General features: G+C 32.9%; 13 protein-coding genes and 1 pseudogene. 5 read left to right on the plus strand and 9 right to left on the minus strand.

What is annotated here, in order from left to right; translation table 11 throughout:
- Nucleotides 1-23 precede the first annotated feature (23 nt).
- From AC3VI6_RS04760 to AC3VI6_RS04770, 3 genes and pseudogenes are all read left to right on the plus strand, one after another.
- A pseudogene (locus tag AC3VI6_RS04760) lies at nt 24-717 on the plus strand (glycosyltransferase family 2 protein).
- Nucleotides 717-2207 carry a cellulose synthase family protein gene (locus tag AC3VI6_RS04765; protein WP_497705342.1) on the plus strand — a complete coding sequence of 497 codons (1491 nt, stop codon included), beginning with the start codon at nt 717-719 and terminating at the stop codon, nt 2205-2207. Before AC3VI6_RS04760 ends, AC3VI6_RS04765 begins: the two are co-directional and overlap by 1 nt.
- Nucleotides 2208-3557: an MptA/MptB family glycosyltransferase gene (locus AC3VI6_RS04770; protein WP_497705343.1), complete on the plus strand. Its 1350-nt coding sequence runs from the start codon at nt 2208-2210 to the stop codon at nt 3555-3557.
- A gap of 134 nt (nt 3558-3691) precedes the next feature.
- Here the strand turns inward: AC3VI6_RS04770 and AC3VI6_RS04775 are convergent, their stop codons facing one another.
- The 8 genes from AC3VI6_RS04775 to AC3VI6_RS04810 all read right to left on the minus strand — a co-directional run bounded on the left by AC3VI6_RS04775 (nt 3692) and on the right by AC3VI6_RS04810 (nt 16800).
- Nucleotides 3692-4273 carry an acyltransferase gene (locus tag AC3VI6_RS04775; protein ID WP_497705344.1) on the minus strand — a complete coding sequence of 194 codons (582 nt, stop codon included), beginning with the start codon at nt 4271-4273 and terminating at the stop codon, nt 3692-3694.
- A 48-nt stretch (nt 4274-4321) separates the two neighbouring features.
- Nucleotides 4322-5065 (minus strand): energy transducer TonB, encoded by a 744-nt coding sequence (locus AC3VI6_RS04780; RefSeq protein WP_497705345.1) that lies wholly within the window; start codon nt 5063-5065, stop codon nt 4322-4324.
- A gap of 106 nt (nt 5066-5171) precedes the next feature.
- Nucleotides 5172-5894 carry an energy transducer TonB gene (locus tag AC3VI6_RS04785; protein ID WP_497705346.1) on the minus strand — a complete coding sequence of 241 codons (723 nt, stop codon included), beginning with the start codon at nt 5892-5894 and terminating at the stop codon, nt 5172-5174.
- 63 nt (nt 5895-5957) lie between these two features.
- Nucleotides 5958-6335 (minus strand): VanZ family protein, encoded by a 378-nt coding sequence (locus tag AC3VI6_RS04790; protein WP_366936905.1) that lies wholly within the window; start codon nt 6333-6335, stop codon nt 5958-5960.
- A complete protein-coding gene (gene gcvH, locus AC3VI6_RS04795; RefSeq protein ID WP_435253824.1) occupies nt 6301-6681 on the minus strand; it encodes a glycine cleavage system protein GcvH in 381 nt (126 codons plus the stop codon). Before gcvH ends, AC3VI6_RS04790 begins: the two co-directional genes overlap by 35 nt.
- Before the next feature lie 26 nt (nt 6682-6707).
- Complete coding sequence (gene sov, locus AC3VI6_RS04800) at nt 6708-13829, minus strand: T9SS outer membrane translocon Sov/SprA (protein ID WP_497705347.1); 7122 nt, start codon at nt 13827-13829, stop codon at nt 6708-6710.
- A 21-nt stretch (nt 13830-13850) separates the two neighbouring features.
- Nucleotides 13851-14432 carry a Holliday junction branch migration protein RuvA gene (ruvA, locus tag AC3VI6_RS04805; protein WP_497705348.1) on the minus strand — a complete coding sequence of 194 codons (582 nt, stop codon included), beginning with the start codon at nt 14430-14432 and terminating at the stop codon, nt 13851-13853.
- A gap of 67 nt (nt 14433-14499) precedes the next feature.
- Nucleotides 14500-16800, minus strand: coding sequence for an NADP-dependent malic enzyme (locus AC3VI6_RS04810; protein WP_497705349.1), 2301 nt, complete (start codon nt 16798-16800; stop codon nt 14500-14502).
- A 216-nt stretch (nt 16801-17016) separates the two neighbouring features.
- Between AC3VI6_RS04810 and AC3VI6_RS04815 the strand changes: the two genes are divergently transcribed.
- A complete protein-coding gene (locus tag AC3VI6_RS04815; RefSeq protein ID WP_497705350.1) occupies nt 17017-17646 on the plus strand; it encodes a PAS domain-containing protein in 630 nt (209 codons plus the stop codon).
- Nucleotides 17647-17678: 32 nt separating this feature from the next.
- Here AC3VI6_RS04815 and queG read toward each other — a convergent pair whose 3' ends face one another.
- Nucleotides 17679-18605 carry a tRNA epoxyqueuosine(34) reductase QueG gene (gene queG / locus AC3VI6_RS04820; RefSeq protein WP_497705351.1) on the minus strand — a complete coding sequence of 309 codons (927 nt, stop codon included), beginning with the start codon at nt 18603-18605 and terminating at the stop codon, nt 17679-17681.
- Between the two features lie 119 nt (nt 18606-18724).
- Here queG and AC3VI6_RS04825 point away from each other — a divergent pair, with 119 nt between their 5' ends.
- Nucleotides 18725-21325, plus strand: a complete 2601-nt coding sequence (locus tag AC3VI6_RS04825) for an AsmA family protein (protein ID WP_497705352.1) — start codon at nt 18725-18727, stop codon at nt 21323-21325.
- Nucleotides 21326-21448: the final 123 nt, after the last annotated feature.

Below are 21448 nucleotides of genomic sequence, written 5' to 3' on the forward strand. Positions count from 1 at the left end.
CCTTGCAAGCTTTAAAATAGCAAATGAAACCTTTAATTAAAGTAATCATCCCCGCCTATAATGAACAAGACTCTATTGCTCTTGTCATAAACGACATTCCTTCTATAGTAGATGAAGTCATTGTGATTAGCAATAATTCAACTGACAATACCGAAGTTAATGCAAAAAATGCAGGAGCTACAGTACTTTCAGAAAATAGAAAAGGGTACGGATATGCTTGTTTAAAAGGAATGCAGTATGTTTCCTTAAAAAACGAAAAACCAGATATCATTGTTTTCCTAGATGGAGATTATTCTGATTACCCTGAACAACTCAACGAACTTGTTGAACCTATACTTAAAAACAATATAGATTTTGTAATAGGATCCCGAGTAAAACACTTGCGTGAACATGGCTCTATGACTCCACAACAAATTTTCGGCAACTGGTTAGCTACAACTTTAATGAAACTATTTTTTGGCGCTAAATTCACCGATTTAGGTTCCATTTAGAGCTATTAAATACGACAAACTATTAGCTTTACAAATGGAGGATAAAACCTACGGATGGACGGTTGAAATGCAACTAAAAGCCTTAAAACAAAAATTAAGTTATACTGAAGTCCCTATGAAATACCGAAACAGAATAGGCGTTTCAAAAGTTTCAGGAACTGTAAAAGGTAGTATATTAGCTGGCGTTAAAATTTTAGGTTGGATTTTTAAATATAGCTTTAAATAATGGTCTTAGAATATACAATAATTACGCTATACACCATATCGCTAGTTCTTATTTTACTATATGCTTTAGCGCAATTTAACTTGCTGATAAATTATTTAAAAGCAAGAAAAAAGCAAGACAACTCACCTAAATTTGATTTTTCAAATCCGAGCGAAATTCCTTATGTAACCATACAATTACCCGTTTTTAATGAGTTGTATGTAATGGAACGCTTGCTAAATAATATAGCAAAACTTGAGTATCCCCGTGAAAAATTAGAAATTCAAGTACTGGATGACTCTACAGATGAATCGGTTGAAAATACTGCCAAACAAATAGCAGAACTTCAAAAAACAGGATTAGACATTCAACATATTAGACGAGAAAATCGTCAAGGATTTAAAGCTGGAGCTTTAAAAGAGGGGTTAAAAACTGCTAAAGGAGAATTCATTGCCATTTTTGACGCAGATTTTTTACCTAAAGAAAACTGGTTGTTAGAAACGGTTCCTTATTTCAAGGACCCTAAAATTGGTGTGGTACAAACTCGTTGGGGACACATCAACAGAAACTATTCGACCTTAACAAAAATTCAAGCTTTTGCTTTAGATGCTCATTTTACTTTAGAACAAGTGGGGAGAAATAGTCAAGGACATTTCATCAACTTTAATGGTACCGCTGGTATATGGCGTAAAGAATGTATTTATGATGCAGGAAATTGGGAAGGAGATACCTTGACCGAAGATTTAGACCTAAGCTACCGCGCACAATTAAAAAACTGGAAATTCAAATACTTAGAAAATGTTGTAACTCCAGCTGAATTACCTGTGGTTATTAGTGCTGCTCGCTCACAACAATTTAGATGGAATAAAGGTGGAGCCGAAAATTTTCAAAAAATGCTAAAAAGGATTCTTACAAACAAGAATATTCCTTTGAAAACTAAAATTCACGGAACTCTGCACCTTCTCAATAGTTCAATGTTTACTTGTATTTTTTTAGTAGCTATTTTAAGTATACCTATGTTGTATATTAAAAACGAATATGCACATTTAAAAATTTACTTTTTAGTGATGAGTTTCTTCATCATAAGCACACTGATTTTCTTTATTTGTTATTGGTTTATGTACAAGAAAACTTATGGAGGAGGTATGTTAAACTTTATAAAATATATCGGAGCTTTTTTTGCCTTTTTCTCTATTGCAATGGGCTTTTCACTACACAACACCATTGCTGTTTTAGAAGGTCATCTAGGAAAAAAAAGTGAATTTGTTAGAACACCAAAATTCAATATTAAATCGTTAAAAGATAGTTGGAAAAACAACAAATACATCCGTAAAAAACCTTCGTTACATGTAATTATTGAAGGAGTATTAACCCTGTATTTTGCATTTGGAATGTATAGCGCTTTTATTGTTGGGAATAAAGGCGGTGATTTTGGAATGTTTCCTTTTCACTTAATGTTGTTTGTTGGTTTTGGATATGTTTTTTATAAATCTCTGTTTTCTAAGGCATAAATGTCTTTACTAAAAAAATACAACGTACTTATACTAACATTTGTTAGTGTATGCTTTTATACCTTTTTTGCCTACTCTTTAGAACGTACCGAGTTTTACAAACTACTAATTTTGTGGATTGGCTTATTTGGTTCTTTTTATTATTTGCTACAAAACAAACAGGTTTCATTTAAATATTGGGTTGCTATTGCAATTCTTTTTAGGTTGATATTCTTATTAGTTATACCTAATTTATCACAAGATTTTTATCGATTTATTTGGGATGGTCGTATGATTTTAGAAGGATTTAATCCGTATTTATCTTTACCTCAAACTTTAATTGAGCAAAACAACGCACCTATTTTACAAGCAACAGAATTGTATAAGGGAATGGGACAATTAAACGGAAGTCATTATACTAATTACCCTCCCATTAATCAGTTGTGTTTTTTATTAGCTGCTTTGTTTTCAAAACACAGCATTTTGGGAAGTGTGATTGTGATGCGCCTCCTCATTATTTTAGCTGATATTGGAATTTTATACTTCGGAAAAAAGCTCTTAGAAAAATTACAGTTACCCGTTCATAATATCTTTTTATATATTTTAAATCCTTTCGTAATTATAGAGTTTACTGGGAACTTACATTTTGAGCCTGTAATGCTGTTTTTTGTAGTTTGGAGTTTGTACAAATTGCAACATCGAAAATGGATTTGGGCAGGTGTTTTGTTAGCTTGTGCGGTTTCCGTAAAACTAATTCCCTTGATTTTCTTACCCTTATTTTATCAATGGTTTGTAAAAAATGAAACGTCTTATACTGTCGGTATCAAAAAATTAATTGGTTTTTACACAGTTGTACTATTAACAATTGCCATAACTTTCCTTCCATTTTTCTCTCTTGAATTCATAGCCAATTATTCGAATTCTTTAGGACTTTGGTTTCGAAATTTCGAGTTTAATGCGAGCTTCTACTATATTGCAAGAGAAATAGGTTATTTGTTTAGAGGATACAATGAAATTGCTATTATAGGTAAAACAATCCCTCTTCTTACTGTTAGTTTTCTTTTGGTTCTTACTTTTTTCAGAAGAAATACATCTACGATGCAATTGATAACAGCAATGTTATTTGGTTTATCGTTCTATTATTTTGTAAGTACAACAATGCACCCTTGGTATATTGGTTCTCTTCTAATTTTATCAGTATTTACCAAATATCGTTTCCCTATGGTGTGGAGCTTTGTTATTATATTAAGTTATCAGGCTTATGCTAATATTCCTTGGAAGGAAAATCTTTGGCTAATTGCCTTAGAATATGTGGTTTTATACTCTTTCCTGATTTGGGAATTGAGCATAAAAAAACCCACTCATAATTGAGTGGGAAAAATTGCTATGAAAAAGAAAAAGAAAGTGGTTTTTCAACCACAATTCAAAGATAAATAAGTTTTTCTTTTTTACAAATACTTTTTTTAAAATTTTTAATCTTTTTTTTACCCTTTACAAACCTTTGGTTAACACTTTGTGACTTTATTATCTTTCAGTTGATATTTTTCTTCACTTTCTGGACAAACAGCATATCCTTTTTCATCAAAATCTAAGCGATGCCCATATTCACTTATCCAACCAATTTGCTTAGAAGGATTCCCTACAACTAATGCATAGGGAGCAACTTCTTTTGTAACTACGGCTCCAGCACCAATAAAAGCATATTCTCCTATATTGTTACCGCAAACAATCGTTGCATTGGCACCTATGCTCGCACCTTTTTTTACAATGGTCTCTAAGTATTGATTTTGTCTTTTAATAGCGCTACGCGGATTAATAACATTCGTAAACACCATAGACGGACCTAAAAAAACATCGTCTTCGCAAATAACCCCTGTATAAATAGAAACATTGTTTTGAACTTTTACATTGCTACCCAATACAACTTGTGGTGATACCACTACATTTTGACCTATATTACAATTATTCCCTATTATACAATTAGGCATTATATGACTAAAATGCCAAATTTTTGTTCCTTCTCCAATAGTACATCCGTCATCTATAACAGCTGTTTCGTGTGCAAAAAACGTTTTATTTGTATCCATATAAACAAAAATAAAAAAACTCAACCTAAATGGTTGAGCTTTTAATTATTATTCAACTTTAAAAAGAATTGGTAAGGTATATTTTACTTTTACTTCTTTGTTGTTCTGCTTTCCTGGTTGAAACTGCGGAATTTTATTCACCACTCTATCCGTTTCCTTTTCTAATTTAGCGTGTGGCGCTCTAATTTGAATATCGATCACGCTTCCAGATTCATCAATTACAAACTGTGTTAAGATTTTATATTTTCCAGAACTTAACCCTACGTCTTGCGCAAGTACTGAATTAAAATTACGTTGTACATGTTGCTGAATTTTTCGTTCGAAACACTTTCTATTTTCTTCTTCTGATAGTCCTTCACAGCCTTTAAATACTGGTGTGTTTTGTACATTATTGATTGAAATTGGATCGTCTGCTTTATCAATTATTTCTTCTTCTTTTTCCTGCGGAATTGCAGTTACATCTATTATAGGTTCATCAACAGGCATTTCAATTACCGCAGTAATTTCAGTATCATTGTCTACTACTTTTGGTTTTTGAATTTCTTTAAGTACCTTTTTTTTCTTTGGATATTCCGTTACCTGTTCAACTCTTTTTAAAATAAAAGGCTGTTTAAAGCTGTAAACGGGTTCGTACAACTCACTACTTGAGGGTTTTAAAACCGCTACTTCCTTTTCTGTTTCATGCTCTAAAGCTAAAAAAACTATAAATAAAGTGAGTACTAAGCCTAACTGAGTAAAAATTGTTGAGAATTTTTCTAACTGCTTTCTAGCATGTTTTTTTGTTGTTTTCATAGTGCATTTATTTTAAATTACTAATCATCTAAAAACAAGAAACATGCCAATAAAAAAAGCAATCCGAAATGGATTGCTTTTAAGTTTTTATAAGTAAGATAATTTACTACTCTACGTTAAATGTAATAGGTAATGTATAACCAACTCTTACTGGTCTACCTCTTTGTTTACCTGGTTGCATTTTAGGAATTTTTCTAGCTACTCTTTCAGCTTCTTGCTTTAACCTTGGGTGTGGAGCTCTTGCTGCTACGCTAGTAATAGAACCATCTTTGTCAATCTTAAACTGAACATAGATTCTCTTTTTCCCTGGTGATAAACCTAATTCATTAGCCAACTCGGCGTTAAAGTTACGCTGAACATGTCTTTGTAAATTCTTGTTTAAACAGTCTTTCTTTTGTTGTTTTGTACCTGTACATCCAGGAAATACAGGAACTTCTTCAATAATAGCAAAAGGTACATCTTCTACTACTTCTTCTACCTCTTCTACCTCTTCGATGTCTTCAACAATGATTTCTTCAGATTCATCAGTTTCTGTAGATTCGATAATTGTTTCTTCTACTTCTTTTTCGTCTTCTACTACTTCAATTTTTTCAGGAGCTGGTGGTGGTGGCGTATTTGGTTTTGGTTTTGGTGGCTCAATTTGAAGCTCGATTGTTTCTTCTTCAATTTCAGAAGCCATATTTGCCATACCTAAGTCAGCATATTCTTTATCATATGTTTTATTTTCGATAGCAACATACGTTACAAATAAAGCAAAAACCAAACCTATTTGCATAAATAGCTTACTGTAATTTTCTAAGTTTGATTTTGGATTTTTCTTGATTTCCATCCTAAATGTTTTTAATAGTTCGCTAATTTAATTAATTTATTTCAACTTATACAAGCATAATCTTTAAATAGCCTCATTTTTCTTAAAAAAAGAATTATATGCAATAAAAGCTATTAAAATACCCGTCGTGTTTGCGATTACATCTAAAATCTCTCCTGATCGATGTGATGTGATTGTAACTTGTAGAGTCTCAATAATTATGCCGTAAAAAAAACAACAAAAAACTATTAAATATTTACTAATTCTTGTTGTTCTTAAGGCTATCAACCATACGAAGCTTAGTACAAAATAAGCAAAAGCATGCTTAATTTTATCTAAATGGTTTATCTGTATGGGTGATTTTCCTAGCTTTATTAAACTAAGAATAGCAATACCTAAAGTAATAAGTATTGCTATTGTTGTTAGTTTATCCTTTAATAAGCTCTTGATATTGTTCAGCACTTAATAAATCTGCTACTTGTGAATCGTCTGATAATTTTACTTTTACCATCCATCCTGCTCCGTAAGGATCAGAGTTTATCAATTCTGGTTCATCTTCTAAAGCTTCGTTAAACTCTACTACTTCACCTGATAAAGGCATAAATAAATCTGAAACTGTTTTTACTGCTTCTACCGATCCGAAAACCTCTTCAGCTTCTAATTCTTCATCTAAAGTGTCAACATCTACATATACGATGTCTCCTAATTCACCTTGTGCAAAATCAGTAATACCAATAGTTGCTACACCGTCTTCTACCTTAACCCACTCGTGATCTTTGGTATACTTTAATTCTGATGGAATGTTCATTGTAATTATTTTTTATTGTGTTTGTTTTAATTTCCTAGGTTATATACTATATTAATTCCTGCATTAATTGATTGTCTTGGAAAAGTAGTAGAAACCGCATACTCAAACGTTTGATGATTATAATAAAAAGAAGCAGTTAAATTACTTGTTAAATTATAATCGGCGATAAATTTTAATCCGAATAACTTTTCTCCTCCTGTTATCTGGCTATTCTCTTTATCTACACTTCTTATTAAAGTTAGGTTGTCTCTTAACGAAACATCTGCTCTTAAATTTATATCTCCTTTTAAGGTTTCTTTCTTTCCTGTAAATCTGGTGACAAATTTAACATCTCTAATCTTATATCCAAATCCTAAAACATATTCTGTTCCTTTAATATCTGTTAACGTGTTATTGTTAAAGTTTAAAGTTAACGTTCTATCTTTTCTTACTTCTCCTTTAAACGAAATAGAATTTTTCATTCTGAAATCTACTTTTATTAATGGAGAAAATTCATCAATTAAAGTTGCCGACGAAATTAAGAGTTCTGGTTGATAATTACCAGAAGTATTTGTATTTGTTGTACTATTCGCATCATACTGTAAATTATTGGTGTAATTACCTATAGTATAAAGGGAATTATATCCGTGTGATAAGGTAAATGAGCTAAAGTTTTTCTTAAACCATTTGTACTTCATAAATCCGTTATAACGCAAAGTCCAGTTAGGGATTGGAATGTTTTTAAAGATTCCTGTACTTACCGAATTAGGACTGTTACCCGAATATGCTGCAATAAATGCTGGCAACATTGCTTGTTGTCCGTTTGTTTTAAAACCTGGATCACTGTTAGCCGGATTGGAATTGTTAGCAGTTATACCTTGCTCATTAGCTAGTCTTCCTGAAATTTCTTGCCTATAATCTAAAAAGTTTTGATACAAGGTTTCATTATCTGTAAAAGCAGTTCCTAACATAAAATGGCTTATGCTATAGTTTCCTGTTTCAAAAGGCTTGATATTAGGATCTTGCTCAAAACCTCCACTTCCGTTAGAAACAACATCTAATTGTTGTGTTAAATTACTTGTTTGAATTCTGTTTCCTTGTAAATCGATAGTTAAGTCTCTAAACGGTTTTACTGATACAGTATAATCTAGCTTTTTATATCTTGTCTTGGCGTAGTTTTTACTGTAATATTCTTCGCCGTCATTTCGGGTGATTAACCATCCGTTTTCAATTGCTCTATTTAAAATATCTGTTTGACTACCAAAAACAAATCCTAAAGTTGGTGCTAAACCTCCATCATAACTATTTCTTCCTAAGAATCCTACCGAAGGTTTGTATCCTTGTAATAGTGTTCCGTTATTTTGAGCATAGCTAATTTTCGCCCTTTTTACCGATGTTAAAACATCGTAAAATCCTTTTCCTAGTTTTTGTCCGAAAGTAGCTTTGCTTTTTAACTTTACATTTTGTGCTACTTGATTCCCCCCTAAAGTAGCTGTTCCTTGTTGAGCTGGTTGTTTTTTTGCTCCTTTTAACAACAACTTATCTACCCCTATAATTTTATAAAAACGTCCAAAATCTATATTGGTATTTAGGTTATGAGTATTCGCATTTTGAATCATGTTTCCAACTTCTTCAATATAACTTTGCGAACCTGCTTTCCAATCAAAGTCTGCTGTATAACCATAATCAGCATTAATAAAGGTTAAAAAAGGAAACTTATCTAATGGCAATTTATAGGTTGCGTTTAGTTTTTGATGATAATTATCGGGTCTACCAATACTAAAAAACTGATCGTAAACTTCTAGTTGTTCATCTTGTCCAAAACTATCATATATATAGTTGTTCGTTGCGTTGAAGTTTAACTGTAACGATTTTGTTAAGTCAAAACCAACTGTATAATCCCAGTTAAATAAAAACCTACGCTGTATAAGTTCTGGTTGCGGTGTTAACCCAATATCTTGAATTAAATTTCGTGATTGTTGGCTGTTGTAATTTCTATTAATTCTTGAATTTATCGCTAAGGTTTTAGGTACTGGATTAAAGTTTAAATCTTTTATAAATTGTAAATACCTGCTCTTAAATCCTTCTGAATTTTTAAATGGTTCAATAGAAAAAGGCACAAAATTGAAGTTGTAACTAGCTCCTGCCATTACATTTTTATTCTCGAACTTTTCAATATTGTAATCTTTATGAAACTCTTCGCTGTGTGCATAAGAAGCAGAGAAATTTTCTACATCGTAAAACTTTGGCTTTTTCTTACTCTCTGGATTCCTGTTTTTCTTTACATTGATAAAACTAATGCTTTTTCTTCTTGTATAATCTTGCGCATTTTTACTATTTGGATTTTTATCAATCGCATCTTTTAATTCTACATCTTGAAACTGCGGATCGTATTTTGGATCTCTAAATTCTTCACCATACGTATAACTCATTGGTACTTGCATGTTCCATTTTTTAGGCATCATTTTACCTAACTGAACATTGGTTGCTACACTATATTGTTTAACCTCTTCAATACTTCGTTGCTGAACTCTATCTTCAACATTACCAAAACCAACGGTAGACATTCTTCCTGCTAAAGAAACATCTAACACATCAGCCATGTTTGCATCGGCATTTACTACAGCTGCCCAACCACCTTTATTATCAAAACCTACGGCACGTAATTCGTTAAACCAAACTTCTACTGATTTTGGAGAAACTGTCTTGTTTTTAACTCCCAACATTATGGTTCTTATTTGCGCCAATGTCGGATTTCCTTTAACCGAAATATCCAATCCTTTAGAGCTTACACCAGCAAAAATGTTAGAAATAGGATCTCCTGTTGGTCGTTGGATTTTAAGGTTTGCTAATTCTTCAAGTAAAATATCTAAGTTGTTTTCAGTTGGCCAAATATCTGTATCGATAGAAGCATTTGATGCTGATATTTTTAATGGCTTTTCAATTTGATAGTAATTATCGTTTAAGTCGGTTCCTAAACGGATAATTGCAACCATATCGTCATCACCTGCTCCTTCTGGGGTATTCGGACTTTCGGCATGTAAAAACATACGTAAGTTTTTATACCTACGCATATCAATGCTAATATTTTTATAAATCGTTCGCGCCTGATCAGCTTCTAAATCGGTAACTCTTAAGGTTACAGATTGCTCATTCTGACGTTGAATTCTATTCGTTCCTTGTAATTCTTCTCGTTCAATTCCTGGAGGCAACGCGTAACGTTCTGGGTTTTGTTCAATACTTACAACTCCTACTTCAAACTTATTTAAATCTACTGTTTGTAAAGGAACTGGTGTACCTGACTCTGGTAAAGTTTTGGTATATCTACGCCAATCTCCTCTAACCAATTCGAACTCTCCGAAACGTAAAACTACTGGCATTTTAAATCCTGCAAGAAACATTCGTATAAAACGAATACTGTTAAAATCGGAAATACCATTAATTCGTTGAAAGTCTTCTACATTTCTTACCGGAATTCTAAATTGATACCATTTAACCTCTCTCTCTGCCCCATTAAGTAATGTTACTCTTTCATTTTTAACATCTATAATGTGATTTTTATTTGTTCTTCCTGCTAAATCATTATTGTCTTGAGGTAAATCTGTTTTATTTAATGAAACCTCGTACTCAAAATAACTATTTACAGGATTCATCGTTTGATCCTTATTGATGTCTTCTGTATCTGGATAAGTGGTTGATGATGTTGGATACGATTCTCCTGATTGACTTGCCGTTGGCGAATTTCCTTCTGTACCGTTATAGTTTTTATAACGTGATAAAACCGAAGGATCAGTACTTTCAATTGCTCCTCCTCTAAAAAATTGGAAATTATCTCCTGCCGGATCATCTAATCCTGCAAAAGCAGGAAACTTTGCTCTTTCTTCTTCATCGCTCAATCCGTCTAAACCAACATCTTGGTTTGTTCTTGCATCGTTGCTAGAATCAAAAGCATATATGATTGATGGATTGATAGGTGTGGTTCCCCAAATAGATGTTTCAACATTTCCTCCATCTACTTTTTGTCCATCTTCAGGAAGTCCATTTTCGTACTGTTTTCTTCCGTCTTTTAAAATATCTTCAGAAACATTTCCTAAGTTAATAAACAGCTTTCCTACTCGGTTAGTTGGGTCATCTGGATTAACTCCTGCTGGCAATCCTTCTTCCGCAGTAATTGAATAATTATCATACGGATCCATTAACCAAAACTGAATGTACTCTACGTTTGCTTGCTCAAAATTATTGGTGGTTAATGCTCGCATAATACCTCCCCAGCGCTCTTCTGGCAACACAGTGTTAGCATTTTCATTATAGTTATACGGACCTCTTTCTGCAGGATAATAGGCTAAATCTAATGTGCGAACTAAATTTTGCTGCGTAATATCTAAATCTGTTTCAGGAAATAACTCATTGTAACGTATTTGACGAACTTCATCTCTCGACAACTCATTTTCATCAATATTACTTGGTCTGTTTCCGCTTCCGTAAAATAACTGATCAACATTATACCATGCTAATTTTCCTCTTTTATAATTGTATTCTAAGCCAAAAGCACCACCATCAAATCCTTGCGATTCTGGTGTACTTGCTAAAAACCATTGTTGTGGCGAACTTAAGTTGATTGGAATTTGAGAAGCTTCAAAATCATCTAAATATGAAGTTGCTGTACCGTCTACATTAATTCCGCTTGGAGCACCTGGTAATAAATAAGCCATATCTGCTCTTACCGAAACATTTGAAGGTACTTCGGTTTCCACGAATGGCAGTTTGTTTGCTAATTTAGTTAAATAAGGTACTTCAGAAGAGTAATCTAAATTTAACCCTAACATGATATTATCAATAGGCTCTCCACCAAAATTTACTTTAGGTGTGATAGGTTTTTCGCTAACATTTAAGAAGGTTCCTCCTAAAATAAAATCGTCTGAAAAACGATGCTCTATATCTACTCCAATAAACGTTTTTCTTTGTTGATTGAAAAAGGTATTATTTTCTACGGAAGCATTAATTGGAATTCCTGATGCTTCTAAACCTGGATCTAAAATTTGTACACGACCTAACTGATAATCTACCACGTAATCAACTCCTTCAACTAGTTGTCTTCCTCCTGCTGTAACACGTACTGAACCTCTTGGAACATTGAATGCTCCTAAAGAAATTCCTCTACTAGTTTCCGATTTAAAATATCCTTTTAAAAAGAATTTATCTAGATTTTGATATTCGTTTTTTGCTTGAATCTTAGTAGTTAAATACAATTCCTCAAAACCATATTTTTCTTGATCAAGCGGATTCGTTAACTTTAGTAATAAATCTTCTCCAAATGGTTCTGGTTCGGGAAACAAAATGTATCCTCTTTCAGAATTTACCGTAATTCCTTCTACATAATCAAAAAAACCATCTCCATTCGTAACTGCATACTCACTTTGGTCTAGCTTATCTAAATTCAGTAACCTTAATAAAGGCTCGTTCTTTAACGCCGTAGTTGTCGCGTTTTGTAAGGTGTTTTGTAGTGTTCCTGTTTCGTCATCTCGATACAATAACTCGAAACGGAAACCATCACGTTGTAACGGAAATGCTCCTAAAGCATACACATTTTTCATCATTAAACGCCAGGTAGGAAAAGGCTCACCAGGATTCGTTGGTGTTGATGTTCCTGGACGTACTGTGTTTAAAATTTCGCTACGTAATAATTTTACGGCTATGTTTGATGGCGCTACAATTCCGTCGTTTGAAAATTCACCTACTCTAAAAACTGTTTCGCTATTAGATGCACCAACAACAGTATACTCAAAAGCTACTGCTAAAACTTCTCCGTCGTTTAATCGTCGGTTTAACGAAATAAACCCTAACTGCGGATGTAACTTAAACTCATTAGGTTGTAACCTACGAGCATTTTGTAAATACGTGTAGTTAAAACCTTGTCGAGCTGGAACACCAATACCGTTTATGGCATTATCTACCGTTGCAACATCTCTAATTCCACCACTAGTAGCAGTTAATAAAGAACTTAAATTGTTTACTCCGTTATATGGTAAAATCGCAGAATTAGCAGATATTGCTCCTGGTGTGGTAATAATTTCTGACGGATTCACCTCGTTGTCATCATCTGACTCTCCTAAATCGGCAAAAGCAACGATACTACGATAATCGCTTACATTTTGATTTCTGTTCGTTACCCAAACTTCTATACGAGTAATGTTTATCGGGCTATTAATTAGCGGGTATCTCTCTAAAGCTTTTGAGTAATTTTCTCTAAAATATTGCGATAAGAAGAAGTGTCGATCATTATCATAGTCAGAAGCTCGTAACTCAAAAGGTTCAATCGTTGCGCCACCTTCGGCTATTACCGTTTTAGATTGTGAATTTTGTTGTGAAAAAGCAGCTGTAACATACGTCTTACCGAATTGCAATTGTGTTTTTACTCCAAATAACGATTGCGCTCCGTTAATTAATGAGTTTTTAATCGGCATACTAATGTTACCCGCTTCAATATTTCTTATAATATCGTCTTCGGTAGGTGTGTACTCTAATTTTATAACATTTTGAAAATCGAAAGTAGACTGTGTATCGTAATTTGCGGTTACTTTTAATCGCTTCCCTACTTTAGCTTGTATACTCGCACTAATTTGTTGATCAAAATCAAACGTAAAACTACTTTGGTTTTCTACAGAAATTTGAGGGTTCTCGTTATTTTGATAAACTCCTCCTAATTTGATATTAATTTGCCCTGTTGGATTTACCTCCACTGTATTTCCACCAAAAACAGATTCAAAAAATTTAGAATTTACATAATATTTTGGGAGTAAGTTTTTACGAGCAGCATCACTTCCTTTTTTCTTCGGATTGGTAGCATCTACCTTTTCTTTGAAGTAATCTTTTAAATCGTTTTTTAAACGATACTCGTCATACTCTTTTGGTGTCATAAAAATAGGAGTTCCCACATAGTAATCTCCTACTTTTTCAACAATCATAAACTTGTTCAACACCTTATCATAAGTAACTACTTTTTGACTAGGGTTACTTAAAAAAAGAGCGCCGTTTTGGTTATTTTTAAAATTATATTTGAGAGGAACAACAGTATCTTTCTTAACAGTTTTTGTACTATCGTTTTGCGTATTTTGCGAAAACGAAACAACACTTACTAAAAAAGCAAGCACTGTTACTAGTCTGTTCATAACTGATTTTTCCAAACTTTTTTATAATTTTTTCAACGCCTGCTTTATAAGTATTTCAACACTTGCATCAGGTGTTTCTTTTAATATTCCCCCTATTACTTTATCGGCCTGCTTCCTAACAAAGCCAAGAACCTCTAAAGCAGATAACGCTTCTTCTTTATTTGTATTGTTCTGTACTACAGAAACTTCATCAAGATCAAAAGTTTTTAAAACTTTATCTTTTAAATCGACAATAACACGTTGTGCTGTTTTTGCTCCAATTCCTTTAACTGATTGTATAAGTTTTACATCTTCTGAAGCTATAGCTTGTTGAACTTCTTGAGAAGTCATTGAAGACAACATAGTTCTTGCGATACTTGGTCCTACACCTGAAACTGAAGTTAATAATAAAAACACTTCTCGTTCCATCTTGGTTGAAAAACCATATAACGTATGTGCGTCTTCCCTAATAGATAAGTGTGTGTATAACAACACATATTCATCATTTGGTAATGATGAATATGTGTTTAGTGAAATATGCAGTAAATACCCTACCCCGTTACAATCTACAACGGCGTATGTAGGATTTTTCTCCACAAGCTTCCCCCTAATTTGTGTTATCATCCAGCGATTTTTTTCTATTTGCCTAAAATAGACAAAATTATTTTTTAAAAAAAGTTTCCTAACCCTATTAAGAGTTCTGAAGAGCTTTCTTTTTAGCTTTCATTTCTTTATTCTGAGCGTCAACCACTGCTACGGCAGCCATGTTTACCATTTCATCTACACTAGCACCTAATTGTAAAATGTGTACTGGTTTACTCATTCCTAATAAAATAGGCCCTATAGACTCTACTTCATCTACAGCTTTCATTAATTTGTACGTAATGTTTGCTGATTCTAAGTTAGGGAAGATTAAAACATTGGCTCTTTTTCCATTTAATTTAGAAAACGGGAATTCTTTAGCTAATAACTCAGGATTCAACGCAAAATCTGCTTGTAATTCACCATCAACAACAACATTAGGGTAATTACGGTGGATATATGAAACTGCTTCTCTTATTTTGGCTGAACTTTCAGATTTAGATGAACCAAAGTTTGAAAAACCTAACATTGCTACGTTTGGCTTCATTCCAAACATTTTAGCTAATACTGATGTTAACTGTGTAATCTTAGCTAAATCCTTCGCTGTTGGATTGATATTAATCGTCGTATCTGCCAAGAACATTGGTCCTTGCTTAGTTAACATCATGTTCGTAGCCGCCACTCTTGTTACTCCTTGATCTTTCTCAATCAATTCTAACATTGGCTTTACTACTGACGGATACGGTCTTGAATATCCTGTAATCAATGCGTCTGCTTCACCAGAATTTACCATCATTGCAGCAAAATAGTTACGTTCACGCATCCATTTTTGAGCTTCTAAAAACGTAACTCCTTTACGTTGTCTTGTTTTCCAGAAAGCTTCAGCATAACGATTTCTTCTATCTTCTTCTTCATCTGTTTTAGGATCGATAATCGGAATATCAGCATCAAAACCTAACTCAGCTTTTAACTCTAAGATGATTTCTCTTCTTCCTAATAAAATTGGATGTCCAATTTTTTCTTCATAAACTCTCTGTGCAGCTTTTAACACATCTAAATGATCTGCTTCTGCAAACACTAATCGTTTTGGAGCTTTCTTAGCTCGGTTATGTAACATCCTAACCTCTTTACTTCCTGTCCCTGAACGATCCATTAACTCTTCACGGTACTTGTCCCAATCTTCAATAGGCTCTTGAGCTACACCAGAATCCATCGCAGCTTTCGCAATTGCTGGAGGAATTTCATAAATTAATCTTGGATCAAATGGTTTTGGAATGATGTACTCTTTTCCGAAGGAAAGACTTACCTCATCGTACACAATATTCACTTGCTCTGGCACTGATTGCTTAGCTAAATCTGCCAACGCATGTACCGCAGCAATTTTCATTTCTTCGTTAATCTTTTTAGCACGAACATCTAATGCTCCACGGAAAATAAAAGGGAATCCTAACACATTATTCACCTGATTAGGATGATCTGACCTTCCTGTTGCCATGATGATATCATCTCTAGTAGCAATTGCTAAATCGTAATCAATTTCTGGTTCAGGATTCGCCATTGCAAAAACAATAGGATTTTTTGCCATAGACAACAACATTTCTGGAGAAACCACATTTCCTTTAGATAAACCAATAAACACATCAGCATTTAACATGGCTTCTTCTAAAGTATTCACATCTACATCTGTAGCAAACTCCGCTTTTTGAGAGGTTAAATTCTCATTGTCTTTTCTAATGACACCTTTACTATCACACATGATTACGTTTTCGCGTTTAGCTCCAAGAGCTAAATACAAACGTGTACATGAAATAGCTGCTGCCCCTGCTCCGTTCACCACTATTTTAACATCTTCGATGTTTTTTTCATTAATCTCTAATGCATTTTTTAAGGCTGCAGCAGAAATAATTGCAGTTCCGTGTTGGTCGTCGTGCATTACAGGAATATCTAATTCCTCTTTTAATCTTCGTTCAATTTCAAAAGCTTCTGGAGCTTTGATATCTTCTAAATTAATTCCTCCAAAAGTAGGAGCGATTGCTTTTACTGTTTCTACAAATTTATCTACATCTGTCGCGTCAACTTCAATATCAAAAACATCAATATCAGCAAAAATTTTAAATAACAATCCTTTTCCTTCCATTACTGGTTTAGAAGCTTCAGGACCGATATCGCCTAATCCCAAAACAGCTGTTCCGTTTGAAATAACAGCTACTAAATTGCTTTTTGAAGTATATTTATAAACGTTGTTTTTGTCTTTCGCTATTTCTAAACAAGGCTCAGCAACACCTGGTGAATACGCTAATGATAAATCGTGTTGAGTTGCGTATTTTTTGGTAGGTACTACTGCTATTTTTCCTGGCTTCGGTTTGGCATGATAAAGTAAAGCTTCATGCCTTTTTCTAGAATCTCTCATAGGTTCGTTCTTGTTTGTTTGAACTTACAAATATACATTTTGTTTGTTAAGTAAAAATAATTTACTACCCGATAAAAGTTATAGTACTCCTTATACTATTTATGTTAAATTTAAGAGTTACAGAACATCAATCAAAAAAAATTGACAACCTGACAAAAGTCATGTTTAGTATTTCTTTTTCTCCTCAACTTTGTCCCAACCTTAAACCAATAGAAAATGGAAACCACACAAAGACACATTATTGATGAAGAAGTACAATGGGACAAAACTAAGACTATTGTAAGTAAAACCGATATCTACGGAACAATTTTATATGCTAATGATGTTTTTTCTAACACTTGTGAATATAGCACCATTGAATTAGTAGGAGAACCTCACAACATTATTCGCCACCCAGACATGCCTAAAGTAGCTTTTAAAGTGTTATGGGATGCGTTAAAAAAAGGTGAGAACTTTCATGCTATCGTTAAAAACCTAACAAGAACTGGTAGATACTATTGGGTTATTACAGATTTTGATGTTGAAAAAGACGAAAAAGGAAAAATAACTGGTTACACCGGTAGAAGAAAAGCTTTACCACAAAGTGTAATTCAAAAAATAGAGCCTTTGTACAAAACTCTTTTAGAGATAGAAAAAATAAAAGGAGAAAAAGCCAGTGAATTATACTTCAATTCTTACTTACAAGAAGAAGTAAACTCTTCTTATGAAGATTTTGTTGTAAAGTTATTTGAAGATAGTGGAGCTGCTGGATCAAATGGAGCAGTAGTAGAAGACACCCCTAAAGAAGGAGGCAAGATTAAAAAAGGAATTAATTGGTTTTTCTTTGGAGAAACTAACCCTAAATAGATTAAAAATAAAAGCAGGTTTTAAACCTGCTTTTATTTTTTTAAGAAATTAATATTTCTTGTCAGTCCTGAAAACTTAGTCCGCTTTACTGCCGATTTTTTAAATACTTTACTAAACGTTTCTTGCGTCAACTCTTGCCAATCCCGTTTTGTCATATCTAACAAACTCTCTTGCGGTGCAAACAACGACTCTTCATGTGGTTTTGAAAAACGATTCCACGGGCATACATCTTGACATACATCACAACCAAACATCCAATCTTGCATTTCTCCCTTAAATTCTGATGGAATTGCATCTTTTAACTCAATTGTTAAATATGAAATACATTTACTTCCATCCACTGTATTATTAGGTAAAATAGCTTGTGTTGGGCATGCATCAATACAACGAGTACAACTTCCACAATGATCTGTTTTAAAAGGAACATCGTATTCTAATTCTAAATCGATAATCAATTCAGCTAAAAAGAAAAAGGATCCTTGTTGCTTTTGAATTAATAACGAGTGTTTTCCATTCCACCCCAACCCAGATTTTGTTGCCCAAGCACGTTCTAACACAGGAGCAGAATCAACAAAACAACGCCCTGAAACTTCGCCTATTTCATCATTAATCAACTGTAATAATTCTCGTAATTTATCTTTTATGATATGATGATAATCTTGTCCGTAAGCATATTTAGAAATCTTATAACTTCCTTCTTGCTGAACTTCCGAAGGAAAATAATTATACGATAAAGAAATTACTGATTTCGCCCCATCAACCAATAACCTTGGATCTAAACGTTTATCAAAATGGTTTTCCATATAATGCATCTCTCCATGATATCCATTCTGTAACCATTTTTCTAATCGAGGAGCTTCCTCTTCTAAAAAATCAGCTTTTGCTATACCACATTCCAAAAAACCCAAGCGTTTTGCTTGTGCTTTTATAAAATTTGAGTATTGCTGTTTCTTATCCAAAATACATGGTTTTATCGCCACAAAATTACCAAAAGAAAAATTATAATTTTATTCACTTTTTATTTACAAATAAATGTTGAAATTTGTTTGTTAGTATTACATGACAAACTTTATTCATAATGAAAAAGATATATAAAATATTATTAGGTATTATAGTTTTTTTCTTCATCCTTTTGATTAGTATTCCCCTACTATTTCAAGATAAAGTGATGAACTTGGTAAAAACTACCATTAACAACAACGTAAATGCTAAAGTTGATTTTAGCGACTCAAGTTTAAGCTTGCTTAGAAATTTCCCAAACGCATCAGTACAATTATCTAACCTAACGGTTATTAATAATGCTCCTTTTGAAGGAGATACTTTAGTATACGCTAAAGAAGTAAACTTAGCCTTAAAACTTACCGAACTTTTTAAAGCTTCATCAGAACAGTTAAATATTAAATCGTTTACTATTGATGATGCCTTGGTAAATGTACTAATTGATGAAAAAGGAAATGCGAACTACGATATTGCAAAACCTTCTGATACTAAAGAGGTAAAAGATGAAGAACCATCAACTTTTGGATTATCAATTAACTCATACGCTATTAACAACGCTACGATAAAATATAATGATAAACAAGGGAAACTACATCTTGAATTAACTGAGTTAAACCACAGTGGTAGCGGTGACTTCTCTCAATCAAACACAGAGTTAGACACTCAAACTTCTACCTTAGTTTCTTTTGGAATGGACGGAAATTCGTACGCAGAGAATCAAAAAATAGAGTTAGATGCCATTTTAGGAATGGATTTAACCAACATGAAGTTTTCTTTCTTAAAAAATGAAGCTAAATTGAATAATTTACCTTTAATTTTTGACGGATATGTTCAAATAAACGAAAATAACCAAGAGGTTGATATTAACTTTAAAACACCATCGTCTGACTTTAAAAACTTTTTAGGATTGATTCCTGAAACTTACACTAAAAGTATTGCTAACGTTTCTACTACTGGTAACTTTAGTGTTGACGGAAAAGTAAACGGAATCATTGACGACAACCATATTCCGAAGTTAGATATCACTATGAAATCTAACAACGCTTCATTTAAATATCCTGATTTACCAAAAAGTGTTCAAAACATCAACATAGATACCCAAATAAAGAATACTACAGGTAAAGTTGAAAACACCTATGTTTCTATTAACAATTTATCATTTAAAATTGATGAAGATACTTTTTCTGGAAAAGGAAATGTCTACAATTTAACAACTAATCCTAAAGTTAATGCTACTGTAAAGGGGACATTGAATCTTGCTAAATTAAGTCAAGCTTACCCTATTGATTTACAAAATGAATTAAGTGGTATTTTAAAAGCAGATTTACATACCGAATTTGATATGAAAGCTATTGAAAATAGTGTTGTAAGTCGTATTAAAAACAACGGAAAAATGGAGGTTAGCGATTTTGTTTTTTCTTCGGAAGATGTTGTAAATCCTCTTCATATCAAAAACACCGTTGTTACTTTTACCCCAAGTACTGTTTCATTAACTAAGTTTGATGCTACTACAGGAAAAAGTGATTTAAATGCTACTGGAACTCTTAAAAACTTATTAGGTTTTTTACTTTCTGATAATAAATTACAAGGGAACTTCAACCTAAATTCAAATGTTTTTTATGTAAGTGATTTTATGCAAGAAAATCCAGAGACTTCTGAGAAAAAAGAAGAAACTTCTAAAGAAAACACATCTAGTGAATCTTTAAAAATTCCTGCTTTCTTAGACTGTTCTGTAAAAGCAAATGCAAAAACGGTACATTATGATAACTTAACTTTACAAAATGTTACCGGAACACTTCTTTTAAAAGACGAAAAAGCCATCTTACAAAATATGAATGCTGGTATTTTTAATGGTCAAATTGCTTTAAATGGAGAAGTTAACACACAAAAAGAGAAGCCTACTTTCGATATGAAGTTAGGTATCAAATCTTTTGACATTGCTCAATCCTTTACTAGTTTAGATTTGTTACAATCATTGAGTCCTATTGCGGGTGCTATGAGTGGTAAATTAAATTCTGACATTGATTTATCTGGTAGTTTAAATGATGATTTTACACTGAACTTAGCTTCTGTTTCTGGTAAAGCATTAGCTGAATTGTTAACGACTAGCATCAATCCTGAAAAAACTAAAGCGTTAAGCTTACTAAATGATAAATTATCATTTATGGATTTAACAAAACTAGACCTATCAGATATTAAAACATATTTATCTTTTAAAGACGGACAAGTAGTTGTAAAACCTTTCGATTTAAAGTATAACGACATTGGAATTACTGTTGGCGGAAGTCATGGTTTTGACAAAACAATGAACTACAATGTTACTTTAAATGTTCCTGCTAAATACTTAGGTAACGAAGCCGAAGGATTACTTTCTAAATTAAGCGCAAAAGATCAGCAAAATATTACAGTTCCTATTACGGCTAATATTACGGGTAACATGATGAGTCCTTCTGTAAAAACAGACATGTCTTCATCGGTTAGCAAATTAAGTCAAAAACTAATCGATCAACAAAAAGACAAATTAGTCAATGATGCTTTAGGTGGTTTATTGGGAGATAAAAAGAAAGACAGTACTTCTACAACCACTAAAAAGGATGAAACTGTTAAAAAAGTAACCGACGTATTAGGTGGGTTATTCGGAAAAAAGAAAAAAACACAGCAAAAAGATACGGTTAAGTAATCTTTTGTAACATTTCTTTTACCTCATAGTCTTACTATTAATTAAGAGAACTTTGTAAGTTATTTAACACTTCTTAAATACACTTTACAAAGTTCTTCTTTTATGTTTGCTACCAACAACTAA

The sequence above is a fragment of the Tenacibaculum sp. TB-56 genome (assembly GCF_059716275.2).